General features: G+C 45.7%; 14 protein-coding genes. 12 read left to right on the forward strand and 2 right to left on the reverse strand.

Annotated features, from left to right (window positions below):
* Nucleotides 1-74: 74 nt before the first annotated feature.
* From A4R26_RS24255 to A4R26_RS24300, 10 genes are all read left to right on the forward strand, one after another.
* A complete protein-coding gene (locus A4R26_RS24255) occupies nucleotides 75-1109 on the forward strand; it encodes a LacI family DNA-binding transcriptional regulator (protein WP_081169123.1) in 1035 nt (344 codons plus the stop codon).
* A 657-nt stretch (nucleotides 1110-1766) separates the two neighbouring features.
* Complete coding sequence (locus A4R26_RS24260) at nucleotides 1767-4916, forward strand: SusC/RagA family TonB-linked outer membrane protein (protein ID WP_081169124.1); 3150 nt, start codon at nucleotides 1767-1769, stop codon at nucleotides 4914-4916.
* A gap of 23 nt (nucleotides 4917-4939) precedes the next feature.
* Entirely contained in the window at nucleotides 4940-6493 is a 1554-nt protein-coding gene (locus tag A4R26_RS24265; RefSeq protein ID WP_081169125.1) for a RagB/SusD family nutrient uptake outer membrane protein, read from the forward strand.
* Between the two features lie 378 nt (nucleotides 6494-6871).
* The gene (gene rpoB, locus A4R26_RS24270; RefSeq protein WP_081169126.1) at nucleotides 6872-10675 is read left to right on the forward strand and encodes a DNA-directed RNA polymerase subunit beta; all 3804 of its coding nucleotides are present in this window, start codon (nucleotides 6872-6874) and stop codon (nucleotides 10673-10675) included.
* 108 nt (nucleotides 10676-10783) lie between these two features.
* Nucleotides 10784-15076 carry a DNA-directed RNA polymerase subunit beta' gene (gene rpoC, locus A4R26_RS24275; RefSeq protein ID WP_081169127.1) on the forward strand — a complete coding sequence of 1431 codons (4293 nt, stop codon included), beginning with the start codon at nucleotides 10784-10786 and terminating at the stop codon, nucleotides 15074-15076.
* Nucleotides 15077-15214: 138 nt separating this feature from the next.
* The gene (locus A4R26_RS24280) at nucleotides 15215-15808 is read left to right on the forward strand and encodes an OmpH/Skp family outer membrane protein (protein ID WP_081169128.1); all 594 of its coding nucleotides are present in this window, start codon (nucleotides 15215-15217) and stop codon (nucleotides 15806-15808) included.
* Between the two features lie 292 nt (nucleotides 15809-16100).
* Nucleotides 16101-17567, forward strand: coding sequence for an APC family permease (locus A4R26_RS24285; protein WP_081169129.1), 1467 nt, complete (start codon nucleotides 16101-16103; stop codon nucleotides 17565-17567).
* Nucleotides 17568-17663: 96 nt separating this feature from the next.
* A complete protein-coding gene (locus A4R26_RS24290) occupies nucleotides 17664-18659 on the forward strand; it encodes a bifunctional heptose 7-phosphate kinase/heptose 1-phosphate adenyltransferase (RefSeq protein ID WP_081169130.1) in 996 nt (331 codons plus the stop codon).
* A gap of 75 nt (nucleotides 18660-18734) precedes the next feature.
* Nucleotides 18735-19592, forward strand: coding sequence for a fructosamine kinase family protein (locus A4R26_RS24295; RefSeq protein ID WP_081169131.1), 858 nt, complete (start codon nucleotides 18735-18737; stop codon nucleotides 19590-19592).
* A gap of 276 nt (nucleotides 19593-19868) precedes the next feature.
* Nucleotides 19869-20783, forward strand: a complete 915-nt coding sequence (locus A4R26_RS24300; RefSeq protein WP_081169132.1) for a ribonuclease Z — start codon at nucleotides 19869-19871, stop codon at nucleotides 20781-20783.
* A 97-nt stretch (nucleotides 20784-20880) separates the two neighbouring features.
* Here A4R26_RS24300 and dapA read toward each other — a convergent pair whose 3' ends face one another.
* On the reverse strand, nucleotides 20881-21765 hold the full coding sequence (dapA, locus tag A4R26_RS24305) for a 4-hydroxy-tetrahydrodipicolinate synthase (RefSeq protein ID WP_081169133.1): 885 nt from the start codon (nucleotides 21763-21765) through the stop codon (nucleotides 20881-20883).
* 233 nt (nucleotides 21766-21998) lie between these two features.
* The gene (locus tag A4R26_RS24310) at nucleotides 21999-22976 is read right to left on the reverse strand and encodes an acetyl-CoA carboxylase carboxyltransferase subunit alpha (RefSeq protein ID WP_081169134.1); all 978 of its coding nucleotides are present in this window, start codon (nucleotides 22974-22976) and stop codon (nucleotides 21999-22001) included.
* Nucleotides 22977-23462: 486 nt separating this feature from the next.
* Here A4R26_RS24310 and A4R26_RS35910 point away from each other — a divergent pair, with 486 nt between their 5' ends.
* The gene (locus A4R26_RS35910) at nucleotides 23463-23585 is read left to right on the forward strand and encodes a hypothetical protein (RefSeq protein ID WP_278248446.1); all 123 of its coding nucleotides are present in this window, start codon (nucleotides 23463-23465) and stop codon (nucleotides 23583-23585) included.
* A gap of 196 nt (nucleotides 23586-23781) precedes the next feature.
* Nucleotides 23782-24252 carry an Hsp20/alpha crystallin family protein gene (locus tag A4R26_RS24315; RefSeq protein WP_081169135.1) on the forward strand — a complete coding sequence of 157 codons (471 nt, stop codon included), beginning with the start codon at nucleotides 23782-23784 and terminating at the stop codon, nucleotides 24250-24252.
* Nucleotides 24253-24383: the final 131 nt, after the last annotated feature.

Raw genomic sequence — 24383 nt, forward strand, 5'->3', positions numbered from 1 at the left:
TATGGGCGAAATCCAGTTTTGTAAGTTTTATTTTCATAGTTTAGTAGTCTCCTTTATATAACATATAATCAAATATGAAAAGGGTCTCCCTCAAAGATATTGCCCGCATTGCCGGTGTTTCGCCCTCAACTGTATCGTTTGTATTGAATGGCAAGGCAAAACAAATGCGAATTAGTGAAGCGCTTGCCAGTAAGATCATGGAAGTGGCCAAAAAAGAAGGATACCACCCTAATCCTGTTGCGGTAAGTCTGCGAACCGGTAAATCACAAATACTCGGCCTGATCGTTGAAACTATTTCAGGTAACTTTTTTGCCTCTCTTTCACGCATCATTGAAGACGAAGCTGCCCGCTTTGGCTATAAAGTCGTTTATACAAGCACTGAAAATAATCGCCAGAAGGGTAAGGAACTGATTGGGATGCTTTCCCAACGTCAGGTTGATGGCTATATAATAACGCCTACACCGGGCATGGAGCAGGACATCAAAGAGCTGATTGCAGATAATAAACCGGTGGTCCTTATGGATAGTTATTTCCCGGGAATCGATGTGCCGCATGTGCTGGTGAATAATTACGAAGGCGTACTGAAGGGCATGGCCCATCTGATAGAAAAAGGGTACCGGCGTGTAGGATTTGTGACCGTTGATCTGAACCTTGTTCAGATGGAAGAACGTTTAAAAGCTTTTCAGGACAGTATGCATAAAGCGGGGTTACCTACCGATGATCTTGTGCTTAGTATAAAATATGAAGAAGATAAGGAACAGGGCATTCACCAGGTTACTTCATTTATTCAGAATACACCTGACCTGGAGGCTGTTTTCTTTGCCACAAACTACCTGGGTTTGCTGGGTTTGGAAAGTATTCACAGGCTTGGCCTGAAGTTGCCAGATGATTTAGCCATGATCGTGTTCGATGATCATGATGTTTTCCGCCTATACCCCCCTGGTATTACCTGTATTCGGCAGCCGGCCGAAGAGATTGCAAAAACAGCCTTGGAATTGCTGATGGAACAATTGGGCAAAGGGAATAATGGAGGGGAAAGTAAGATTGAAATTTCGCCTGGTTTAGTTGTAAGAGGAACGACCGAGTATGGTCAGAAAGTAAATAAATAGAACTTCAAAAATAAACGGTGGCAAATAAATGGCTGCAAAATTTTGCGTTCTCCTGATGCCATAACCGAACACTATCTTCAATAATACTCACGCCTGTAACTGTATAACCAGTTAGGTTAGCCATAACTGGTTTACATAAAACAATGCAAACCTCTCTGCATAGCCTGCGGTTTTATGCGCGTAAAAAATAACTGTTATTTCATGATAAATATTTTGCAAAAACGTTTTAGAATCGCTAATTTTAATTTGTAAAAAACGATTTCCTCAAAACATTGCCATATGCATATTGCTAATTCTTTTTGCAGTTGTAAACAGGCGTATTGCCATTCTTGTTTCAGGCCTGGATAATAGTAAAGGAGTGAGTTCGTCCCATGAAAAATAACAGGTGCCTTACATGATCGAAGGAGTTTGACCAGATTTTTTTGTTAAGGTAGCCATCCACTTAAAACCCCACTTAACCCTTGGTATGATAAGCCGGAGTTGACAATCAAACTCCCGCAATTGTGTGCCATTTCAAAATGGCAAGCATAGTATATGCCTGGAAAACATTTAAAAAACCTACTCGAATTTTAGGAATGTAATTGTCTGTGATTCGGGTATACTTTTGCTCTTGTTGCTATAACGATATAGTATTTATTAACAAACCAAAACTTGCGTATGAAAAAGCAGTTTTATTTCGTCGGACGGCTATGTCTGCTAAGTTTACTCGCACTTTTTATTTCTGGTTTAGCATTTTCACAGGACCGTACAATCAGCGGTAAGGTAACCGATTCAAAAGATGGTGCGCCATTGCCAGGAGTTTCGGTTCTAATTAAAGGTCAAACAAAAGGGGCAAGCACCGACATGGATGGCAATTTCACTATAAGTGTTACACCCGGTACAACACTTATTTTCACACACACAGGTTATGAAAGCCACCAGGTAACAGTTGGGCAGGAAGAAACGCTGAATGTTCAATTGGAATTAAGCAAAGGCTCTATGAGCGAGGTGGTGGTTATCGGTTATGGAACTGTAAAGAAGAGAGACCTCACCGGATCGGTAGGTTCGGTAAAAGCTTCCCAGTTGCAGGAGCGGCCTGCAGCCTCAGTGAACGAAGCATTATCTGGTCGTATAGCGGGGGTGCAGGTTACAACCAACTCTGGCCGTCCGGGTGGACAAACCCGTATCCGTGTTCGTGGTTTTAGTTCAATCAACTCATCGAACAATCCTTTGTATGTGGTAGACGGGGTGTATATACCTATCGGCAACCAAACGCTTAACAGTAATTCTATCGACTATATCAACCCGAATGATATCGCATCTGTAGAAGTACTGAAAGACGCATCTGGTACCGCCATTTATGGAGCCCGGGGTGCTAATGGCGTAGTGCTTATTACTACCAAACGCGGTACAAATGGCCCGGCAAAGGTTACCTATGATGGAAACTTCAGTGTACCTACACTTGGTCCCAAAAGAGTGCACATGCTGAATGCGCAGCAATATCTTGACCTCGAAGAGCTGGCATACGATAATATTAAAGTGTATGACCCTGCAGGCTGGGCTGCCGGAAACTATTCATCGGTAGTAGATCCCCGCGTAAAACGTCAAAGTTTACCTAACCTGTTCGATGCTAATGGTAAGCCCTTTTACAATACCGACTGGCTGAAAGAGTCGTTGCAACATAAACTGTCGCAAAATCATCAGTTGGGAGTAACCGGTGGAAGTAATGGTAATTTATATGGGTTGTTCCTCGGCTATCGCGATGATAATGGCTTATTGCTTAATTCTTATCTTAAACGTTACTCGGCACGTTTCGTGCTCGATCTGAAACCGAAAGAATGGCTGCGGATCGGCGGTAGCGTAAGCTATAATAACCAGGAAGAAAATCTGGTTGATCAGGGTACGGGTGGTTTGAACTCTGTGCGTATGATCACAGAAGCATTCCCTTTTATGCCTGTTAAGTTTGCTGATGGTTCCTGGGGCGACAACTTTCTTTATCCCGGCGCAGAAGGTGGTTCCAACCCGGTGCATATTATGACCGATAGAAAGTATCTGGTGAACGTTCAGAATATGCTTGGTCATTCGTACGTAAACATCCTGCTTGGTAAGGGGTTTGATATTAAAAGCCAGGTAGGTGTGAGTATCGTACAAAGGCAGGAAAACCAGTTCAGCAGCCGCACACTGCACAACATTTCGATGGATCAAAACGGTACTGCTAGTATTTTCGATAATAGGGAAATTTACTGGTCATCAGAAACCTTCCTGAATTATACCAAAGACATTAATGAAGATCATACCGTAACCGGCTTGGTGGGTCTTTCATGGCAGGGAACGAATTACGCGTCAGTAAATGCCAGCGCCCAGAATTTTTCAACCGACTTCTTTCAATATTATAACCTTGGCCAGGGAAGCGTGCAGAACGCATCCAGTTCAAGCAAAAGCAATTTCGCTTTCAATTCTTACTTTGGCCGCGTAAATTACGGATACCAGCAAAAGTACCTGGTTACTTTCACTGGTCGTATTGATGGAAGCTCAAAATTCGGCGACAACCATAAATTTGCTTTTTTCCCTTCAGCTGCAGTTGCATGGAATGCATCCAATGAGGAATTTCTTAAAAGCAGCAGCGTGGTATCACATCTTAAATTGCGCGTTAGCCATGGTTTAACGGGTAATTCTGAGATCGCTCCTTATTCTTCAGATCCTTTACTGGGTTCTTACACTGCCATCTTTAACAACGCCAGATTTTCAGGTGTTGGATCCAGCAGGTTGGGCAATCCTGATCTGAAATGGGAAAAAACAGCTCAAACAGATGCCGGTCTTGAATTGGGCCTGTTGGAAAACAGGATCAGTTTTGAAGCCGATTATTATTATCGTAAAACTACCGACATGCTGCTGGAAACGCCGTTGCCAAGATCAACCGGCTATCCTTCCATTACCAAGAATGTCGGCAGCATGGAGAACAAAGGAATTGAGCTTACACTACATACTGTAAATATTAAAACCCAGGACTTTTCATGGAGCACCACCTTTAATATCTCCCTGAACAGAAATAAAGTGCTTGCTCTGGCAACACCCGCGCCGATTTTTTCGGGTAATCCGAACTTTTTGTCAAATACAGGGATCATAAAGGTTGGTGAACCTGTTGGTTCGTTCTGGGGCCTGGTACGGCTGGGCGTTTGGACCGATGCCGAAAGGGCAGAGGCGGCAAAGTACACCAGCTATCGCGGTGGAAAGCCCATTCTTCCGGGCGACCTGAAATACCTTGATGTAAATGGTGATTATGCTATCAATGATCTTGACAGGGTGATTATCGGTAATGGTAATCCTGATGGCTGGGGTTCATTCAACAATAGTTTCAAATATAAGAACTTCGACCTGCTTATTGAGATCGGTTATATGTATGGAAACGATGTGTTGAATCAAACAAAACACTCAGGTGAAGACAGAACAGGTATTGCCAACAGCTTCAGTTCAGTGCTCGATTATTACCAACCGGGTAAGAATAACGACAATACCATGATCGCCACCATCCGCGATACCAGAGCTGGTTATGTAACCAATGTGGACACCCGCTGGGTAGAAGATGGTTCCTTCATTCGCGGTAAGAATTTATTATTGGGCTATAATGTGCCTGCCAGCATGTTGAATACGTTAAGGTTAAGCCGTTTGCGCGTAACCGCTTCCGTTCAGAACTTCTTCCTCAGAACCAAGTTCTCGGGTAACGATCCGGAAGTAACAACTTACAGCAACGCATTTGCACAGGGACAAACTTTTTTTGATTATCCCAAGCCTACTACGTACATGCTGGGAATAAGTGTTGGATTATAAAAAGTAATAAAAACAAGCTTATTATGAAAATTCGTAAAATCAACCCGATATATATACTGCTGTTAGGAGCCCTGGCATTAACAACTACCGGTTGTAAAAAATGGTTGCAGGATGAAGATAAAGATCCATCGAACCTGTCTCCCGACATTTATTATACATTACCCGGTCACGCCGATGCAGCCATAGCCGCCGCATACGACAGAACCCGTTTCATTGGCAATGGCGCAGGCATATTCGCCAATAATTTCTCCATGCTTGAAATGCCCACTGGTACGGCTAAAACCGAAACAGGGCAAAATACCGATCTGAACAACCTGCTTGGGCTTAGTTATAACGGCGACAACGTATTTGTGCTTAACTGGTGGACCGGCCTGTACAGTGTTATTGCCCAAACCAACCTGGTGCTGGATAAAGTGCCTGGGATAAAAATGGATGAAACAAAAAAGAAACAGGTATTGGGGGAAGCCCAGTTTTTAAGGGCATGGTCATATTTTTACCTCGTTCGGTTATTTGGTGATGTGCCGTTGCATACTACTTCAATTCTAACTTCGCTCGATCCCAAAGTATATTCCGGCCGCACCTCTAAGGATTCGATCTACACACAGATTATAACCGACCTGAAAGCGGCAGAAGCTTCGGGTTTGAGCTGGACCGATGCCGGCGGGCGCGCTTCGCTGGGCGCTGTAAAATCGTTACTCGCTGAAGTTTATTTAACCATGGCGGGTAGCCCTATGAACAAGGCTGATCATTATCAAATGGCGGCTGATAAGGCGAACGAAGTGATCACCAGTGGCAAATTCAGCCTGTTTGACACCTACAACCAGCTGCACAACGAATCGTTGGAAAACCAGCGGGAGCATATTTTTCAGATCCAATACCTGGGCGGCGTGGCCAACAATGGCAACCAGGCTATTCTGTTACCTAATTTCAAGGATGTTTCAGCATATGGTACCGAAATCGGGTCAACAACGCCCACGGTGCAGTTTTATAATTCATTTGAACCTGGTGATAAAAGAACTGTTGACCGGGAGGGATTCTTTTATACAAGTTACTACTCCGGAGGTAACGGTGCTTTGAAGTCCTTGGGAGCGCCTTACATTTTTAAGCATTTTGATAGTGTCGCTCACGGCACGTCGGGTAAAGCGGGTACCGCAACCAGCGGTTTGAACTGGATGAACATCCGGTATGCACAGGTGCTTTTAACCTTTGCGGAAGCTCAGAACGAGGTGAGCAGTGGTCCTACCCAGGCAGCACTCGATGCATTAAAAGCGATTCGCGACCGGGCTGGATTGACCACCGGTACGCTCGGCAGCTATAACCAGGCATCTTTTAAAGAAGCCGTATGGCGTGAACGCTGGCATGAGCTGTGTTATGAAGGTGTAACCTGGTTCGATATGGTGCGGCTGGAAAAAGCCTATAACCCGCTAACCAACAATTTTGACGAGTTTGAAGGATATAAACTGACCGAAAGCGGGGCTACACTGACCAAAAAACATCTGCTGTTCCCGCTGCCTACATTGGAAATGCAAAACAATCCGAACCTGAGACCTCAAAATCCCGATTACCCGGGGTTATAGTGAATAAATAAGTATGCATTTTAAGCCGCAAAGTAACCATCCTTTGCGGCTTTGTTTTTATCTTTGGGGCATACCATTTTAACTTATCCTGTCACTTACCGCTGCCAGCCTCAAATTTTCCGGTCTGATTTTTGGCCCTGAATTTCTTGTTTTTTTAAGTATAATCCTTACCTTTGCCCTCCATTTTTCACAAAAGCTAATTAGCAGAGGTACGTTGCTACAAGGCCAAATTAACATAACTGCCTCTTTTTTAATTCTTTGGGAATTTAACCTTTACAGTTCAACATGAACCAAAAGGCTTGAAATTCTCAAGGAAAATTTTTTTTGTCTATAGATGTTTTGTCGTACGAATAATTAAAAAAACCGGTTTTAAGCAATATGTCTTCAACAAAACTGTCAACCAGGGTAAACTTCGGTAAAATCAAAAATCTTGCTGAAGCACCTGACTTACTAGAGGTACAAATTCAATCGTTCAAAGAATTTTTCCAATTAGAAACCACACCCGACAAGCGTAACATTGAAGGGTTGTTCAAGGTGTTCAAGGAAAACTTCCCCATTACCGATACACGAAACATATTCGTGCTGGAGTTTTTGGACTATTTCATTGACCCGCCCCGGTACACCATTGAAGAGTGTATGGAGCGCGGTTTAACATATGCCGTTCCCCTTAAAGCGAAACTCAGGTTGAGCTGTAATGACGAAGAGCACGTTGACTTCCAGACAATCGTTCAGGACGTGTTTCTGGGGAACATCCCTTACATGACCCCCCGCGGTACCTTCGTGATCAACGGAGCCGAGCGTGTGGTGGTTTCACAGCTGCACCGTTCACCTGGTGTATTCTTCGGTCAGTCAATTCACCCCAACGGTACCAAGATCTATTCTGCCCGCGTAATACCTTTCAAAGGTGCGTGGATGGAGTTCGCTACCGATATCAACAACGTAATGTACGCGTACATCGACCGTAAGAAGAAATTCCCGGTTACCACGCTGTTGCGTTCTATCGGTTATGAAACCGATAAAGACATCCTGGAACTGTTCGGCATGGCCGATGAAGTGAAAGGCGATAAAAAATCACTGCAGAAATATCTTGGCAAACGCCTCGCTGCCCGCGTTTTGAGAACATGGGTAGAAGACTTCGTAGATGAGGATACCGGTGAAGTAGTATCTATCGAAAGAAACGAGGTAGTGCTCGAGCGCGATACCGTGCTTGATGAAGAAGCAGTGGATATGATCGCCGACATGGATGTGAAGAGCGTATTCGTGCAGAAAGAAGATGTAGGCGGCGACTATGCCATCATTTACAATACCCTCAATAAAGATACTTCGAACAGCGAGCTGGAAGCAGTTCAGCACATCTACCGCCAGTTGCGCGGAGCCGATGCGCCGGATGATGAAACAGCCCGCGGTATCATTGATAAATTGTTCTTCAGCGACAAGCGTTACGATCTGGGCGAAGTAGGTCGCTACAAGATCAACCGCAAGCTGATGCTGAATCAGCCGCTGGATCAAAAAACATTGACCAAGGAAGATATTATCGAGATCATCAAGTACCTGGTTCGACTGACCAATGGTAAAGCTGAGATCGACGATATCGATCACCTGAGCAACCGTCGTGTGCGTACCGTGGGTGAGCAGTTATATGCTCAGTTCGGTGTTGGTTTGGCCCGTATGGCCCGTACCATCCGCGAGAGAATGAACGTACGCGATAATGAGGTGTTCACACCGGTTGACCTGATCAACGCCAGAACGTTATCATCAGTGATCAACTCGTTCTTCGGTACCTCTCAGTTATCACAGTTCCTCGATCAGACCAACCCGCTGAGTGAGATCACGCACAAACGTCGTATCTCCGCACTCGGACCCGGAGGTTTGAGCCGTGAAAGAGCCGGATTCGAGGTTCGTGACGTACACTACAGCCACTACGGCCGCCTGTGTACCATTGAAACGCCTGAAGGTCCGAACATTGGTTTGATCTCAACCCTGTGCGTACACGCCAAGATCAACGAAATGGGCTTTATTGAAACGCCTTATCATAAAGTTGACAACGGAAAGGTTGACCTGAAAAAGCTCACCTTCCTGAGTGCAGAAGAAGAAGATAACGCGAAGATCGCCCAGGCAAGTTCGCCGCTCGATGAAAAAGGCCACTTCGTGGAAGAGAAGATCACTTCACGCCAAACCGGCGACTTCCCGATCCTCGATCAGAACGAAGTGGAGTTCATGGACGTAGCGCCGAACCAGATCGTGGGATTGAGCGCTTCACTGATTCCGTTCCTGGAGCATGATGATGCCAACCGTGCGCTGATGGGATCGAACATGCAACGTCAGGCTGTACCGCTGATCCGCCCTGAAAACCCGATCGTGGGTACAGGCCTGGAAGGAAAAGCTGCCCGCGACGCCCGTGTACAGATCCTGTCTGAAGGCGAAGGTGTGGTAGAGTACGTAGATGGTAGTGAAATTCACGTTCGCTACGACCGTACCGAAGCTGACCGTCTGGTGAGCTTTGAAGATGACCTGAAAGTTTACAGACTTACCAAATTCATAAAAACAAACCAGGAAACCTGTATCAACCACAAACCTGCTGTTAGAAAAGGTCAGCGTTTGAAAAAAGGCGACTTCCTTACTGAAGGGTATGCGGTACAGGGTGGTGAACTGGCGCTGGGCCGTAACCTGAAAGTGGCGTTCATGCCATGGAAAGGGTACAACTTCGAGGATGCCATCGTAATCAGCGAAAGAGTAGCCAAAGAAGACCTGTTCACTTCTATTCACATTTCTGAATATGAACTGGAAGTACGCGATACCAAACTGGGTGAAGAAGAGCTGACACCAGATATTCCAAACGTATCGGAAGAAGCTACAAAAGACCTGGATGAAAACGGTATCATCCGTTTGGGGGCCGCCATTAAAGAAGGTGATATCCTTATCGGTAAGATCACGCCAAAAGGCGAAAGCGATCCTACACCGGAAGAAAAACTGTTACGCGCCATTTTCGGTGATAAAGCCGGTGATGCCAAAGATGCTTCTTTGAAAGCGCCAAACGGGGTAGAAGGGGTAGTGATCGGTAAAAAGCTGTTCCAACGCGCGAAAAAAGACAAGAACGCGAAGATCCGTGAGAAAGCTGCATTGGAAAAGCTGGAAAAAGTGCACGAGAAGAACACCGAAGACCTGAAAGAAGAATTGTTGAACAAACTGCAAACGCTGTTGAAAGACAAAGCTTCTGCCGGAGTTAACAACAACTTCGGTGAAGTGCAGATCGGTAAAGGCGCCAAGTTCAATCCGAAGAACCTCGGTTCTATCGATTACCAGAACGTTAATCCGCTGGGTTGGACAGGTGATGCTTCTATCGATGATGCCATCAATACCTTGTTGCACAACTACAACATCAAGTATAACGAAGAACTGGGTAGATATAAGAGAGAGAAGTTCAACATTTCGATCGGGGATGAATTACCTGCCGGTGTGTTGAAACTAGCCAAAGTATACCTGGCTGTTAAGCGTAAGCTGAAAGTGGGTGATAAAATGGCCGGCCGCCACGGTAATAAAGGTATCGTTGCCAAGATCGTGCGTGCTGAAGACATGCCGTTCCTGGAAGACGGAACTCCGGTTGATATCGTACTGAACCCGCTTGGGGTACCTTCCCGTATGAACCTGGGCCAGATCTACGAAACTGTATTAGGCTGGGCCGGTTTGAAAATGGGTGTGAAGTTCGCTACGCCGATCTTCGACGGAGCTACCACCGATGAAATTGCCAAACACATCAATGATGCAGGCTTACCAAGCTTTGGTCATACGCACCTGTATGACGGTGAAACCGGTGATCGTTTCCACCAGAAAGCTACCGTGGGTGTGATCTACATGATCAAACTGCACCACATGGTTGACGATAAGATGCACGCCCGTAGCATTGGACCCTACAGTCTTATTACACAGCAGCCGCTGGGTGGTAAAGCACAGTTCGGTGGTCAGCGTTTCGGTGAAATGGAGGTGTGGGCACTGGAAGCTTATGGTGCTTCGAACATCCTGCAGGAATTGCTTACAATTAAATCGGATGATATTATCGGCCGTGCAAAAACCTACGAGGCTATTGTTAAAGGTGATAATATTCCAAGAGCAGGTATTCCTGAGTCGTTCAACGTATTGGTGCATGAATTAAGAGGTTTGGGCCTGGATCTGAAGTTTGAATAGTTGATAAGCGAACCGAACGTTGAAGAGTGCGACGCAACGGATGATGAAAAGGGTTACTGTCGCCGGTAACAAAGAATTAAAAACTACTAGAAACAAGAAATACGAAATATGGCTATTAAAAAAGATAATCGTCCCAGAGCCACATTTTCTAAGATCACGATCGGGCTGGCTTCACCTGACTCCATTTTGGAACGCAGCTACGGTGAGGTATTGAAACCTGAAACCATTAACTACCGTACATACAAACCGGAGCGTGATGGTTTATTCTGCGAACGTATTTTCGGACCGGTAAAAGATTATGAGTGCGCCTGCGGTAAGTACAAACGTATCCGTTATAAAGGGATCGTGTGCGACCGTTGCGGGGTTGAAGTAACTGAAAAGAAAGTACGTCGTGAGCGTATGGGCCACATTAAACTGGTGGTTCCTGTTGTACACATCTGGTATTTCAAAAGTTTACCCAATAAAATCGGTTACCTGCTTGGCGTTAGCTCCAAAAAACTGGAGAGCATCGTTTACTACGAGCGTTTCGTGGTAATTCAGGCCGGTATCAGAGAAGATCGCGGATTGAAATCAGGCGATCTGTTAACTGAAGAGGAATATCTGGAAATACTGGAGAACCTTCCTAAGGAGAACCAGTACCTGCCAGATGACGATCCGCAGAAATTCATTGCGAAGATGGGTGCTGAAGCAGTACACGATCTGTTGCAAAGAATTGAACTCGACAGCTTATCATTCGACCTGCGTAATGCCGCCGCTACCGAAACTTCACAGCAACGTAAAGCCGATGCCTTGAAGCGGTTGAGCGTGGTAGAAGCGTTCCGCGAGGCCAATAGCCGCATCACCAACCGCCCCGAGTGGATGGTAATGCAATATATTCCGGTTATTCCGCCCGAACTGCGTCCGTTGGTTCCCCTGGATGGCGGCCGTTTTGCGTCGTCTGACCTGAACGACCTGTATCGCCGGGTGATCATCCGTAATAACCGTTTGAAAAGATTGTTAGAGATCAAAGCCCCTGAGGTGATCTTACGTAACGAAAAACGTATGCTTCAGGAAGCGGTTGACTCTCTGTTCGATAACTCGCGTAAATCAAACGCGGTAAAAGCCGAAGGCGGCCGTGCATTGAAATCACTTTCTGATGTACTGAAAGGTAAACAGGGCCGTTTCCGTCAGAACCTGTTAGGTAAACGTGTCGACTACTCTGGTCGTTCCGTTATTGTGGTTGGTCCTGAACTGAAACTGCACGAATGCGGTTTGCCTAAAGATATGGCGGCTGAATTATTCAAACCGTTCATCATTCGCAAACTGATCGAAAGAGGTATTGTAAAAACTGTAAAATCGGCTCGTAAGCTGGTTGACAGAAAAGAAGCGGTGGTTTGGGATATCCTCGAAAATATCCTGAAAGGGCACCCGGTAATGTTAAACCGCGCCCCTACACTCCACCGTTTGTCAATCCAGGCCTTCCAGCCAAAACTGATAGAAGGTAAAGCCATCCAGTTGCACCCGCTGGTGTGTTCGGCGTTCAACGCCGACTTTGATGGTGACCAGATGGCGGTTCACGTTCCTTTAAGTAACGCGGCCGTTCTGGAAGCCCAACTGCTGATGCTTTCTTCACATAACATTTTGAACCCGCAGAATGGTGCGCCAATGACCCTGCCTTCACAGGACATGGTACTTGGTCTGTATTATATCACCAAGGGTAAAAAATCAACTGAAACAGAAAAGATCCGTGGTGAAGGAAAAGCTTTCTACAGTACCGAAGAGGTTATCATTGCTTACAATGAGAACCGGGTTGACCTGCACGCTCACATCAAAGTGAAAGTGGATGTTCGTAACAATGACGGCGCTATCGTTAAAAAGCTTACCGAAACAACCGTTGGCCGCGTAATCTTCAACGAATTTGTTCCCAAGGAAGTTGGTTACATCAACGCCCTGTTAACAAAGAAGAGCCTTCGTGAGATCATTGGTGACATCATTACTATCACCAACGTACCAAAAACAGCCAAGTTCCTCGATGACATCAAACAGCTTGGTTTCCGTACGGCCTTCAGAGGTGGTCTGTCGTTTAGCATCAATGACCTGATCATCCCGTCTATCAAAGGCGATGTGCTCGAGCAGGCAAAAGGTGAAGTAGACGAGGTATGGGATAACTATAACATGGGTCTTATCACCAACAACGAGCGGTACAACCAGATCGTTGACATCTGGTCAAGGGTAGATACCCGTATTACCGAAACGTTGATCCGTGAGCTGAGCAGCGATAAACAGGGCTTCAACTCTGTATACATGATGCTTGACTCGGGTGCCCGTGGTTCCAAACAGCAGATCAAACAGCTGTGCGGTATCAGAGGTCTGATGGCGAAACCAAGAAAATCAGGTTCAACCGGAAGTGAGATCATCGAAAACCCGATCCTCTCTAACTTTAAAGGTGGACTGAACGTATTGGATTACTTCATCTCTACGCACGGTGCCCGTAAAGGTTTGGCCGATACCGCCCTTAAAACAGCGGATGCCGGTTACCTCACCCGTCGTTTGGTTGACGTAGCACAGGACGTTGTAATTACAGAAGAAGATTGCGGTACGCTGCGTGGAATTGCTACCAGCGCACTGAAAGATAATGAAGAGATAGTAGAGCCGCTGTACGATCGTATCATTGGCCGTACTTCACTTCATAACGTATACAACCCGCAAAACGATGAACTGATCGTTGAAGCCGGAAAAGAGATCAACGAAGAGATCGGCAAACAAATTGAAGAAGCCGGTATTGAAACCGTTGAGATCCGTTCGGTACTTACCTGCGAAAGCAAACGCGGTGTGTGCGTAAAATGTTACGGTAAGAACCTGGCCACAGGTAACAGGGCACAGAAAGGTGATGCGGTAGGTATCATCGCTGCCCAGTCGATCGGTGAGCCTGGTACACAGCTTACCCTGCGTACCTTCCACGTGGGTGGTGTTGCCGGATCTGCATCCGTTGAATCTTCACTCACAGCCAAATTTGATGGTACCATCCAGTTCGACGGTTTGCGTACCGTAGGTTCGGTTAACAACGAAGGTGATCCAATTCAGGTGGTTATCGGCCGTACCGGTGAGATCCGGAACGTTGACCTGAAGAACGATCGTTTATTGAATGTGGTGAACGTGCCTTACGGTTCAACCCTGTTCGTAAAAGACGGTCAAACCGTGAAGAAAGGCGATACCCTTTGTACATGGGATCCGTTCAACAACGTAATCGTGGCCGAGATCGTTGGTCAGGTGAAATTTGAGAACGTTATTGAAGGTATTACCTATCGTGAAGAGGCCGACGAACAAACAGGTCACCGCGAGAAAGTGGTAATTGAAACAAAAGATAAAACCAAGATACCTACCCTGATCGTAGAGGGTAAGGACGTAAAACAATACAACCTGCCTGTAGGCTCACACATTGTGGTTGATGAATCAGAAGATGTGAAAGCCGGTCAGGTGTTGGTGAAAATACCTCGTACGCTGCGGATGCAACGCGATATCACCGGGGGTCTGCCTCGTGTAACCGAGTTGTTTGAAGCACGTAACCCGGGTAACCCCGCTATCGTATGCGAAATCGACGGTGTGGTTGCTTTTGGCGCCATCAAACGTGGTAACCGCGAAATCGTGGTTGAAGCGAAAGACGGTGTTATCAAAAAATACCTGGTGCCGCTGACCCGCCAGATCCTGGTGCAGGATGGTGACTTTATCAAAGCCGGTGCATCGCTGTCTGACGGACAGGTTTCACCTGGCGATATCCTGTCAATTAAAGGTCCGTTCGCCGTACAGGAGTACGTAGTGAATGAAATTCAGGAGGTGTATCGTTTACAAGGTGTGAAGATCAATGATAAACACATTGAGGTGATCGTACGCCAGATGATGAAAAAGGTTGAGATCGTTGATCCGGGTGATACCCGCTTCCTCGAGGAAGACCTGGTTGACCGCTTTGATTTTAACGAAGAGAATGACTGGATCTTTGATAAGAAAGTTATTTCTGAACCTGGTGAAAGCGCCCGCCTGAAAGCCGGCCAGATCGTTAGCCTGCGTGAAATTCGCGAAGAAAACTCCCTGCTGCGTCGTACCGACAAAAAGCTGGTTGAATACCGCGATGCCAACCCGGCTACATCGCACCCCGTGCTGCTGGGTATTACCAAGGCCTCACTGGGTACTCAAAGCTGGATCTCAGCTGCATCGTTCCAGGAAACAACGAAAGTACTGTCTTCGGCTGCCATCCAGGGTAAGACCGATGATATGCTGGGCTTGAAAGAGAATGTGATCACAGGTCACCCGATACCGGCAGGTACTGGTTTGCGTGACTTTGAGAACATGATCGTTGGTAGCAAGGAAGAATATGAATTGCTGCAAACAACCCGCGAAGCGATGAGCTTTGACGATGAAGAGTAATACAACTGATCATTCGTTGAAATGAAATATAAAGTAGGAAGTGAATAGCTTCCTACTTTTTTTATAAGGTATACTTAATGTTAAAAGTTTTAACAATTTTCTTTTAGACTAGTATTCTATCTTGCAAAAAAGGCGTTCATGAAAAATATTTCTACTATATTATCAATTCTTGCTCTTGTTCTCATAGGTGTTCTTTTTTATTTACATTTTGCAAAAGGCGAAAAACCGAATAAGGTATCGGTAAGTACGGATAAAAATGCCTCCAGTAATTTTTCGATAGCTTATTTCGATATCGATTCCCTGCAGGAACATTATGAGTATTTCAAGGATGTATCGGGTGATATTAAAAAGAAAGAGAACGCCATGAACGCCGAGCTGAACGACCTTACCAACAAGGCACAGCGCACCATTCGCAAATGGCAGGAGAAAGGCAATAACATTACACAGGCCGAAGGTGAACAGGCGCAACGTGAAGTAGGGTTGCTGCAACAGCAATACCAGCAACGCAAAGGCGAACTGGAGCAGGAAATGCAGAAGCTTCAGGTTGACCGCATGACCGAGCTGCGCAAACAGGTAGAAGAATTTTTGAAAGAGTACAACAAGTCAAAGAAGTTCTCTTATATACTTTCATACGAGCCCGGCTTTATCATTTACTATAAAGACTCGGCGTATAACATCACCGGTGATCTTATCAATGGGTTGAACTCGCAGTATAAAGGAAAGAAGAAGTAAGCATTGGTTGAAAACTTAACAGATTGAGAGGGGAATACCCGGTTTGCTCAATACAACGCCAAAAGTTGAATGTGGTATACGTTCTGCTTTTGGCGTTTTGCATTCCGGCTTCAACTCTTTCCGCATTTCGCCCGCATGCTGCTAACATTCTTTTGCACAAACATCGTGTAACTGTCGCCTGATCAGGCGAATATTCGTAAAGATTGTGGAAATCTGGTATAACCGTGATTCGGGTTAGTTTCCTTATCTTGGGAAGGTTAAAACCTGATTTTCTTACCATTATAAAACCAATATGGCAGAACACGCTTCGTCATTTAAACCATCTCTTAGTTTGGTGGATGCTACCATGGTGGTAGCCGGTTCAATGATCGGTTCGGGTATATTTATCGTTACTTCCGATATTACCCGCAACGTGGGAAGTGCCGGCTGGATCATAGCCGTTTGGCTGATCACCGGTTTCATGACCATCACCGCTGCCGTTAGTTATGGCGAGCTGAGCGGTATGTATCCCAAAGCGGGGGGACAATATGTTTATTTAAAAGAAGCATTTAACCCGTTAGCGGGTTTCCTGTATGGGTGGAGCTTTTTTTCGGTGATACAAACAGCTACCATCGCTGCCGTTGCAGTTGCCTTTAGCCGCTATACCGCTTACCTCGTTCCGTGGTTTAGCGAAAGCCATAAGTTATGGGGAATAGAAAAAGGACTGAATGCCCAGGGCGTTATGGAATATTCCTTCTCCATCAGTGCCGCCCAGGTGCTGGCCATCGCTCTCATCATGTTTCTTACCTACACCAACACAAAAGGGATCAAAGGCGGCAAGATCATTCAAACCTCTTTCACTACCGTAAAGCTGTTGTCATTATTCGGTCTTATCATATTGGGATTCCTTTTCGTACAGCATAGCTTCTGGGGCGAAAACTGGCAAACAGGAATGAACGCCACGCACCTGCAACAGGATGCGAGCGGCAACTTCCTGAAGGACGGGGAATGGCTTTCTATTGGCGGTACCGCGTTGATTGGCGCCATTGCCGCCGCAATGGTTGGTTCTATCTTCAGCAGCGACAGCTGGAACAACGTAACTTTTATTGCCGGTGAAATAAAGAATCCTAAAAGGAATATCGGGTTGAGCCTGTTTCTGGGTACCCTCATCGTTACAGTTATTTATGTAGCCGCCAACCTGATGTACCTGAATGTGCTGCCCCTGAGCCAGATCGCTTATCCCGAAGGGGACAGGGTGGCAGTGGCTGCAGCGAACTCGATATTTGGAAATATAGGCGCTTATATCATTGCCGTAATGATCATGGTGAGCACTTTTGGTTGTAACAACGGTCTTATTCTGGCCGGCGCCCGTGTTTATTATACCATGGCCAAGGATGGATTGTTCTTTAAGCGTACAGCGATATTGAACAAAAATGCCGTTCCGGAATTTGCCCTCTGGATTCAGGCCGGCATGGCCAGTGTGTTATGTTTAAGCGGCAGCTATGGCGATCTGCTGGATATGATCTCCTTTGTGGCGGTGCTGTTCTATGCGCTGACAATTATCGGCATTTTCATTTTACGCAAAAAGCGTCCGGATGCAGATCGGCCTTACAAAGCCTTTGGTTACCCCGTGCTGCCCATTATTTATATTATTCTGGCCTTAACATTCAGCATTTTCCTTATCAAAATGAAACCCCAGTATGCAGGAATTGGGCTGGGAATTGTTTTGGCAGGTGTTCCTTTATATTATCTTGCAGTGCGAATAAAGAAAAACGTATAGATTATAAGCTGGTGTGCCGCGGTTTGTTTGCAATGTGCCGGTATTCCGGACTTAGTGAGGCAGGCTGTGGCACGCTTTTATAGCAACAAATAAAGTATGAGTAAGATAGATTTTGACAAACTGTTTACCGGATTTTCGAATATTAAAGCTGGTGTTATAGGCGATGTGATGCTGGATATTTACTGGTGGGGACATGTAGAAAGAATTTCGCCGGAAGCGCCGGTACCTGTTGTGGCGCTGGATAAAAAAGAGCATCGTATTGGCGGCGCCGGCAATGTGGCGCTTAACCTGGCGGCCCTTGGCGCCCATACATCCATACTTTCAGTTATGGGGAACGATGAAAACGGCAGTGCGTTAATAGAACTGTTCAACGAACACCACATCAATACCGCATACGTATCGCAGCAGCCTTCGCGTATCACTACGGCCAAAACCCGCATCATCAGCCGAAATCAGCAAATGATGCGGCTCGATGCAGAGATCACCAAAGACCTGAGCACAGATGACGAGAACGCCCTGATTGAAAAAGTGCGTCAGTACATCATCAGCGAGCGGCCGCAGGTGATCATATTCGAGGATTATAACAAAGGCGTGCTAACAGAGCGCGTGATCAGGGAAGTGACAACCCTTTGTAAACAACATGACGTTATCACTACCGTTGATCCCAAACGAAAAAATTTCTTCTCATACGAAGGCGTAGATATCTTTAAACCTAATTTAAAGGAAGTGAAGGACGGGTTGAACCTGCTGATAGATGAGGTTAACCTTACCACTTTGAACGATATTCACCGGCAGTTGCAAAAGAAACTGAGCCACTCCATCTCCTTCATTACGCTCAGCGAAAAAGGCGTGTTTTACCAGGAGAACAGTACCTCGAAGATCATTCCTTCGCATTTGAGAAATATTGCAGATGTATCAGGCGCCGGCGACACGGTAATTGCCGTAGCCTCCCTGATTTATGCTGCTACCAAACGCATTGATCTTATGGCCGAAGTAGCCAACATTGCCGGGGGGCTGGTTTGTGAGGAAGTAGGTACGGCGGCGGTGAATAAGGAAAGATTACTGCATGAGTGCAAGGAACTTCTTTCATAGGTAAACAGCGGCGCCCCAGGCCGCGGTACTGCGTGCAGAACCACAAACTATAACAACAAACCATAAACGGTATCCATGCTTACGCCATCCGTTCAATCATACATTGAGCAAATATTGAACGATACAGGCACATTTACAGCTATTGGCGGTGGATCGATCAATTATACCTATAGAATAAAGACCAGTAAGCACAGCTTTTTTTGCAAGATCAACAGCCTCGCCGATTTCCCCGGCATGTTCGATGCCGAGCAGCACGGACTGGCTTTGCTGGCTCAGCAACAGATAATTCGCGTTCCCCGAATAGTTGCCAATGAACAAAAAAACGGTAACCAGATACTTATACTGGAATGGATTGAACAGGGGGTAAAGAGCGATACCTTCTGGGAAACCTTCGGCCGGCAACTGGCAGCCCTGCATCATGTACAGCACGAGGGGTGCGGGTTGGCTTCCGACAATTATATGGGCGCTTTGCCCCAGCATAATACACCCACCGGTAGCTGGACTGAATTCTTTATACAACAGCGATTACAGCCCCAGTTAAAACTGGCCCTCAGCCATCAACTGCTTGAACCGGCACATGCCGCTCAGTTCGAGAAATTATATCAACAGTTAAGTGTTATATTTCCTGCAGAGCCGCCTGTATTATTGCACGGCGACCTGTGGAGCGGCAATTTCCTTTGCGATGAAAGAGGAAAGCCCGTGCTGATCGACCCGGCCGTATACTACGGGCATAGAAGTATGGATATGGCCATGACCACCTTATTTGGCGGTTTTGACGCCAGCTTTTATGAAAGTTATAATTATCATTTCCCATTGCCGGCGAACTACAGGCAGCAATGGGAGGTGTGCAACTTATACCCTTTGCTCATACATTTGAATTTGTTTGGCAAAAGCTATCTGGCCGATATTTTGAATACAATCCGACAGTATTGATTTACGTTATAAAAGTCATTAGTCAGTTGGCGATTGGCAGCAGGCAAAGGGAATTCGCGATTTAATGGAGAAGGTTGATTGCCGAAATATTTGCAAAAAAGCAAAATGCCAATTGAATAAAGCGCAAAATTGTAAGTATTATGTAATAAGTTGCATGTAACAGATAATAAGCGCATGACGGGTAATGGCAGCTATTGCATAAATTTGTACAATGAAATGCAGCAGAATGACTTATGACGCCGTCTTAAACAAAGTGATAACCTCTTAACAAATTGAATGCTGGCTGTTACTATACTGGGAAATAACTCTGCTTTGCCGGCCTATGACCGGCATCCTACGTCGCAGGTTGTGACGCTGGACGATAATTTATTCCTGGTTGATTGTGGTGAAGGCACGCAGCAGCAGCTGGCTAAATTCCGCATTCGCTGGTCACGCATTAATTACATCTTCATATCACACCTGCACGGCGATCATTATTTTGGGTTACCGGGCCTTTTGCACAGCATGGGTTTGCTGCATCGTGAGCATGACCTGCATTTGTTTGCCCCGGCTCCCCTGCAAAAAATTCTCGACCTTCAACTGGAAGCGGCTTCCAACATGTTGCCGTATCCACTGCATTTTTATCCGCTCGAAAAAGAAGGGGTGATTGTACAAAATGAGAAGTTCAGGGTTACCTGTTTCCCTACCAAACACCGTATTCCCTGCTGGGGTTTCCGGTTCGACCAGGTGCGCGCGCCGCGCCGGGTTAATCCTGAAAAAGCCATTGAACATGGCATACCCGCTGCATTTTACGACCGGTTGAAATGGGGCGACGATTATATGAATAAAGCAGGGGAACTAATAAAGAATGAATGGGTAACCAACCCGGGGGTAAAACCTTTGTCATACGCTTATTGCGCCGATACCATTTACGATGAAGAGTTGATTGACAAAGTGCGCGGCGTTGACCTTTTATACCATGAAACCACGTATTTAAAGGACCTCGATACAAGAGCTGCGCTTCGTTTTCACTCAACAACCACACAGGCCGCCGGCATTGCCAAAAATGCCGGGGTTGGCCGTTTGCTGATCGGGCATTTCAGTTCGAAGTACGACAAGCTGGATGTTTTCGAGCAGGAAGCCTGCGAGGTATTCCCCGATACGAGCCTGGCGCTGGAAGGCGTTTCGTTTAGAGCCATTCAAAAGAAATAGCGAATATCGAATTTCAAATGTTCAATGTTGAAGTAAAAGAAAATGTCGAATGCGATACTTCGACATTCGACATTCAATATTTAGTATTCAATATTTTCTATTTCCCTTTAAGGAACCCCTGTACCTGCCGATACAATCCTTCGCTCAACGGAACCATTGGCAGCCTGAGGTTGTTCTGAAGCAGTTCCAGTTCGGTCATAAAGGCTTTTACACCGGCTGGATTGTTCTCGGCAAACATCAGGTCGTATGCTTCTATCAACACATCGTTCAATGATTTGGCAGCTTTGAAGTCACCTTTCAAACACTGGCGCACCATATGGGTGAATTGTTGCGGAAAGGCATTGGCGGCAACACTGATAACACCATCCATACCGCAGGCGATCTGGGGCAGCACAAGGGCGTCGTCGCCGCTAACTACGAGGAAGTTCTCGGGACGGTCGCGCAGGATCTGCATACACTGGGCCATATCGCCACTGGCTTCTTTAATACCACCGATGTTTGCTACTTCATTGGCCAGGCGCAGGGTAGTGGCAGCGGTCATATTGCGACCGGTACGGCCCGGTACATTATATAATAAAATAGGTTTGGGCGAAGCCGCAGCCAGCGCCTTGTAATGCTGGAAAATGCCTTCCTGGGAAGGTTTGTTGTAATACGGGCTGGCGCTCAGCACTGCGGTTGCTTTATCTAAAGGAAAAGTTTCCAGCTCTTTTATTAATTCAGCAGTATCGTTACCACCAATACCAACTACAATGGGAACCCGGCCATTCACTTTTTCATAAGTGAAGCGAACGATGGCGATCTTTTCTTCTTTACTAAGTGTTGGAGTTTCGCCGGTTGTACCAAGGGTTACTACGTATTCAGTACCGCCATTGATTACGAAATCGATGATTTTACTTAACGCGTCAAGATCAACTTCTCCATTTGATTTGAAAGGGGTTACCAGCGCCACGCCGGTGCCATATAATGATTGACGAAGAGACATGATAATTCAGATTGAAAATTGCAGATTTTAGATTTAAGGAGTCCCGCTTTAAGGGAAACCTGTTAACGTTTGGAATTGCTGAGTAGAGATAAGGATGAACAAGTGAGTGAAACCGGTCATTCGCGCGGGCAACGATGCTGAGCAGAGTTACTGCAACTCATAATAAAGAATTACTGCCTTAATTATAATTCCGATCAGCAGGTGCCGGTTATCAGGCGAGCCACCCGGGGCTGCTAAGCTGGCAATTCATCCCAGAAGCCCATCTTGTTAAACTTATCGATTCGCTTTCGAACACGTTCTTCAGGATCCATCTGTTTCAGCTCGTTGATGGTGCTAATGAGGTAAGGCTTTAACAAGCCTGCGGCTTCATCATAATCCCAGTGTGCGCCGCCAACGGGCTCTGGAATGATACCATCAATTAATCCAAATTCATACATATAATCGGCAGTGAGTTTTAACTGTTCGGCTGCTTTTTCTTTCTGATCCCAGCTACGCCACAGAATTGAGCTGCAGCTTTCGGGCGAAATAACTGTATACCAGGTATTTTCCAGCATATATACTTTATCGCCAACGCCAATACCCATAGCACCGCCCGATGCACCTTCGCCAATGATCACACAAATTACCGGCACCTTCAACCGCATCATTTCATAAATATTACGGGCAATGGCTTCGCCCTGGCCTCTTTCCTCGGCTTCAAGACCGGGGTAGGCGCCGGGCGTATCGATGAGCGTAATGATCGGTTTGTCGAACTTCTCAGCCAGTTTCATCAGCCGCAGGGCCTTGCGGTACCCTTCGGGATTAGCCATACCAAAATTACGCAACTGGCGTGCCTTGGTATTGATACCTTTTTGCTGACCGATTATCATTACTGTCTGGCCATCGAGGTTGGCGAAACCGCCTACCATGGCCTTATCATCTTTTACATTGCGGTCTCCGAACAGCTCAACAAAATCGGTTGAGAGTTTGGAGATATATTTCATCGTATAAGGACGGTCGGGGTGACGGCTCAACTGCACTTTTTGCCAGGGCGTAAGGTTTTGCGTAATGGCCTTACGGGTCTCCAGCACACGCTCTTCCAGTTTCTTAATAGGGTCAGTCAGATCAAGTTTACTCTTTTCGGCCTTTTGCTTCAAGCCTTCTATATCATCAAAAAGGTCTTTGATCGGTTTTTCAAAATCCAGGAACTGACGGTTTTTATCTTGCGGCATAGGCAGTGATAATAAGCTGTAAAATTAAGGGATGAAGGATTTTTTATGAAAGTTTTCTATAAACCCCCGGTTACACCTGTAAACCTGCAAAATCAGGGATCTGGCAGATTTTGGCACTAAATGGGCCGTTTATACAGAACTCATTGTAACTGAGCAGGTATTAACGAAATCCCCCGGGCATTTATGATACGCTTTCCTGATTTAAAGGCTGCAAATGTAGTGTGAAAACGGGAGAATACTCCCCTGCCCCTCCCGGTGGGGGAGAAATAGTTGGCAGGTACGCAAAGCACCAGCCTTAAGAATGGTGACCCTGTCAAATTTTCAACTGCGCCAGCTGCGGTTGCTGAACTTCTTACATAAAAAATGACAAATTTTTAGCCGGTATATGTCCTTGGCCAAATGGCATATAACTTGAAAAAGGTTATAGAAATAATTGTATTACCATTTTATGCTTTTGTTTAGTAAATCATTCAAAAACATAATATCATGGCAAACAATACCGAGTTGATCCTGCTGCATACCTGCGTGGCAGCAAAACCGCCGCCCATCGGCCCGGAATTCATTTTCTCCTGTACTGACAACTTATTGCGTAAAACTTATAATGTATAATAGTTATGAGATCTACTTTAAGCAATTGGTACCATCAGTTTTGGCTGCCGGTTAAATTCTATACAACTTATTTGATCCGCTGCATCCGGAACGATGACCAGGACAATAACCCGTTTATTATTTTTTAGCCACTGTACTATAATCTCAATTCTTATTAATATTCTAACATATTACCATTAAAAAAAGAGGAGGATCTATGGCAAACATTCTTAAAAAAGACAATAGTCGCCAACCAGCCAACTTTGGAAGTGTGGTAGATCAGATCTTTCAGAATAATTTATCCCGCTTTTTCGATGATGCTTTCTGGGGCTTCAATGGCGATGTAAATCGCATTACAAAAGTACCTGTTAACCTGCGGGAAACTGATAGTACTTATGAAATGGAACTGGTGGCGCCAGGTTTACGTAAAGAAGATTTTCAATTAAACGTTTCGGGCGACATGTTGACCGTTTCGTTTGAAGAAAAAAATGAAACAAAAGATTCAACTATGCAGGAAGGCTATATAAGGCAGGAATACCGCATGCGTTCGTTCAGCCGCAGCTTTCAACTGAACGAAGCGATAGATACGAATAACATTTCTGCACATTACGAGAATGGCATCCTGCATGTGACGTTACCCAAAAATGAAAAAGTAAAACAAACGTCAAAGACAATACCAATTGCGTAATTGTTTTTGGAACATTAATAAAAGCTTCCCACGCCGGGGAGCTTTTTTTATGAATAAGTGTGCTACAAAATACGCTACTTTCTAACAACAAGGGGTTAATTTCTGAATGCCCCGTCTTTTCGTGTCTTAGT

The sequence above is a fragment of the Niastella populi genome, assembly GCF_002078015.1.
GTDB lineage: Bacteria > Bacteroidota > Bacteroidia > Chitinophagales > Chitinophagaceae > Niastella > Niastella populi.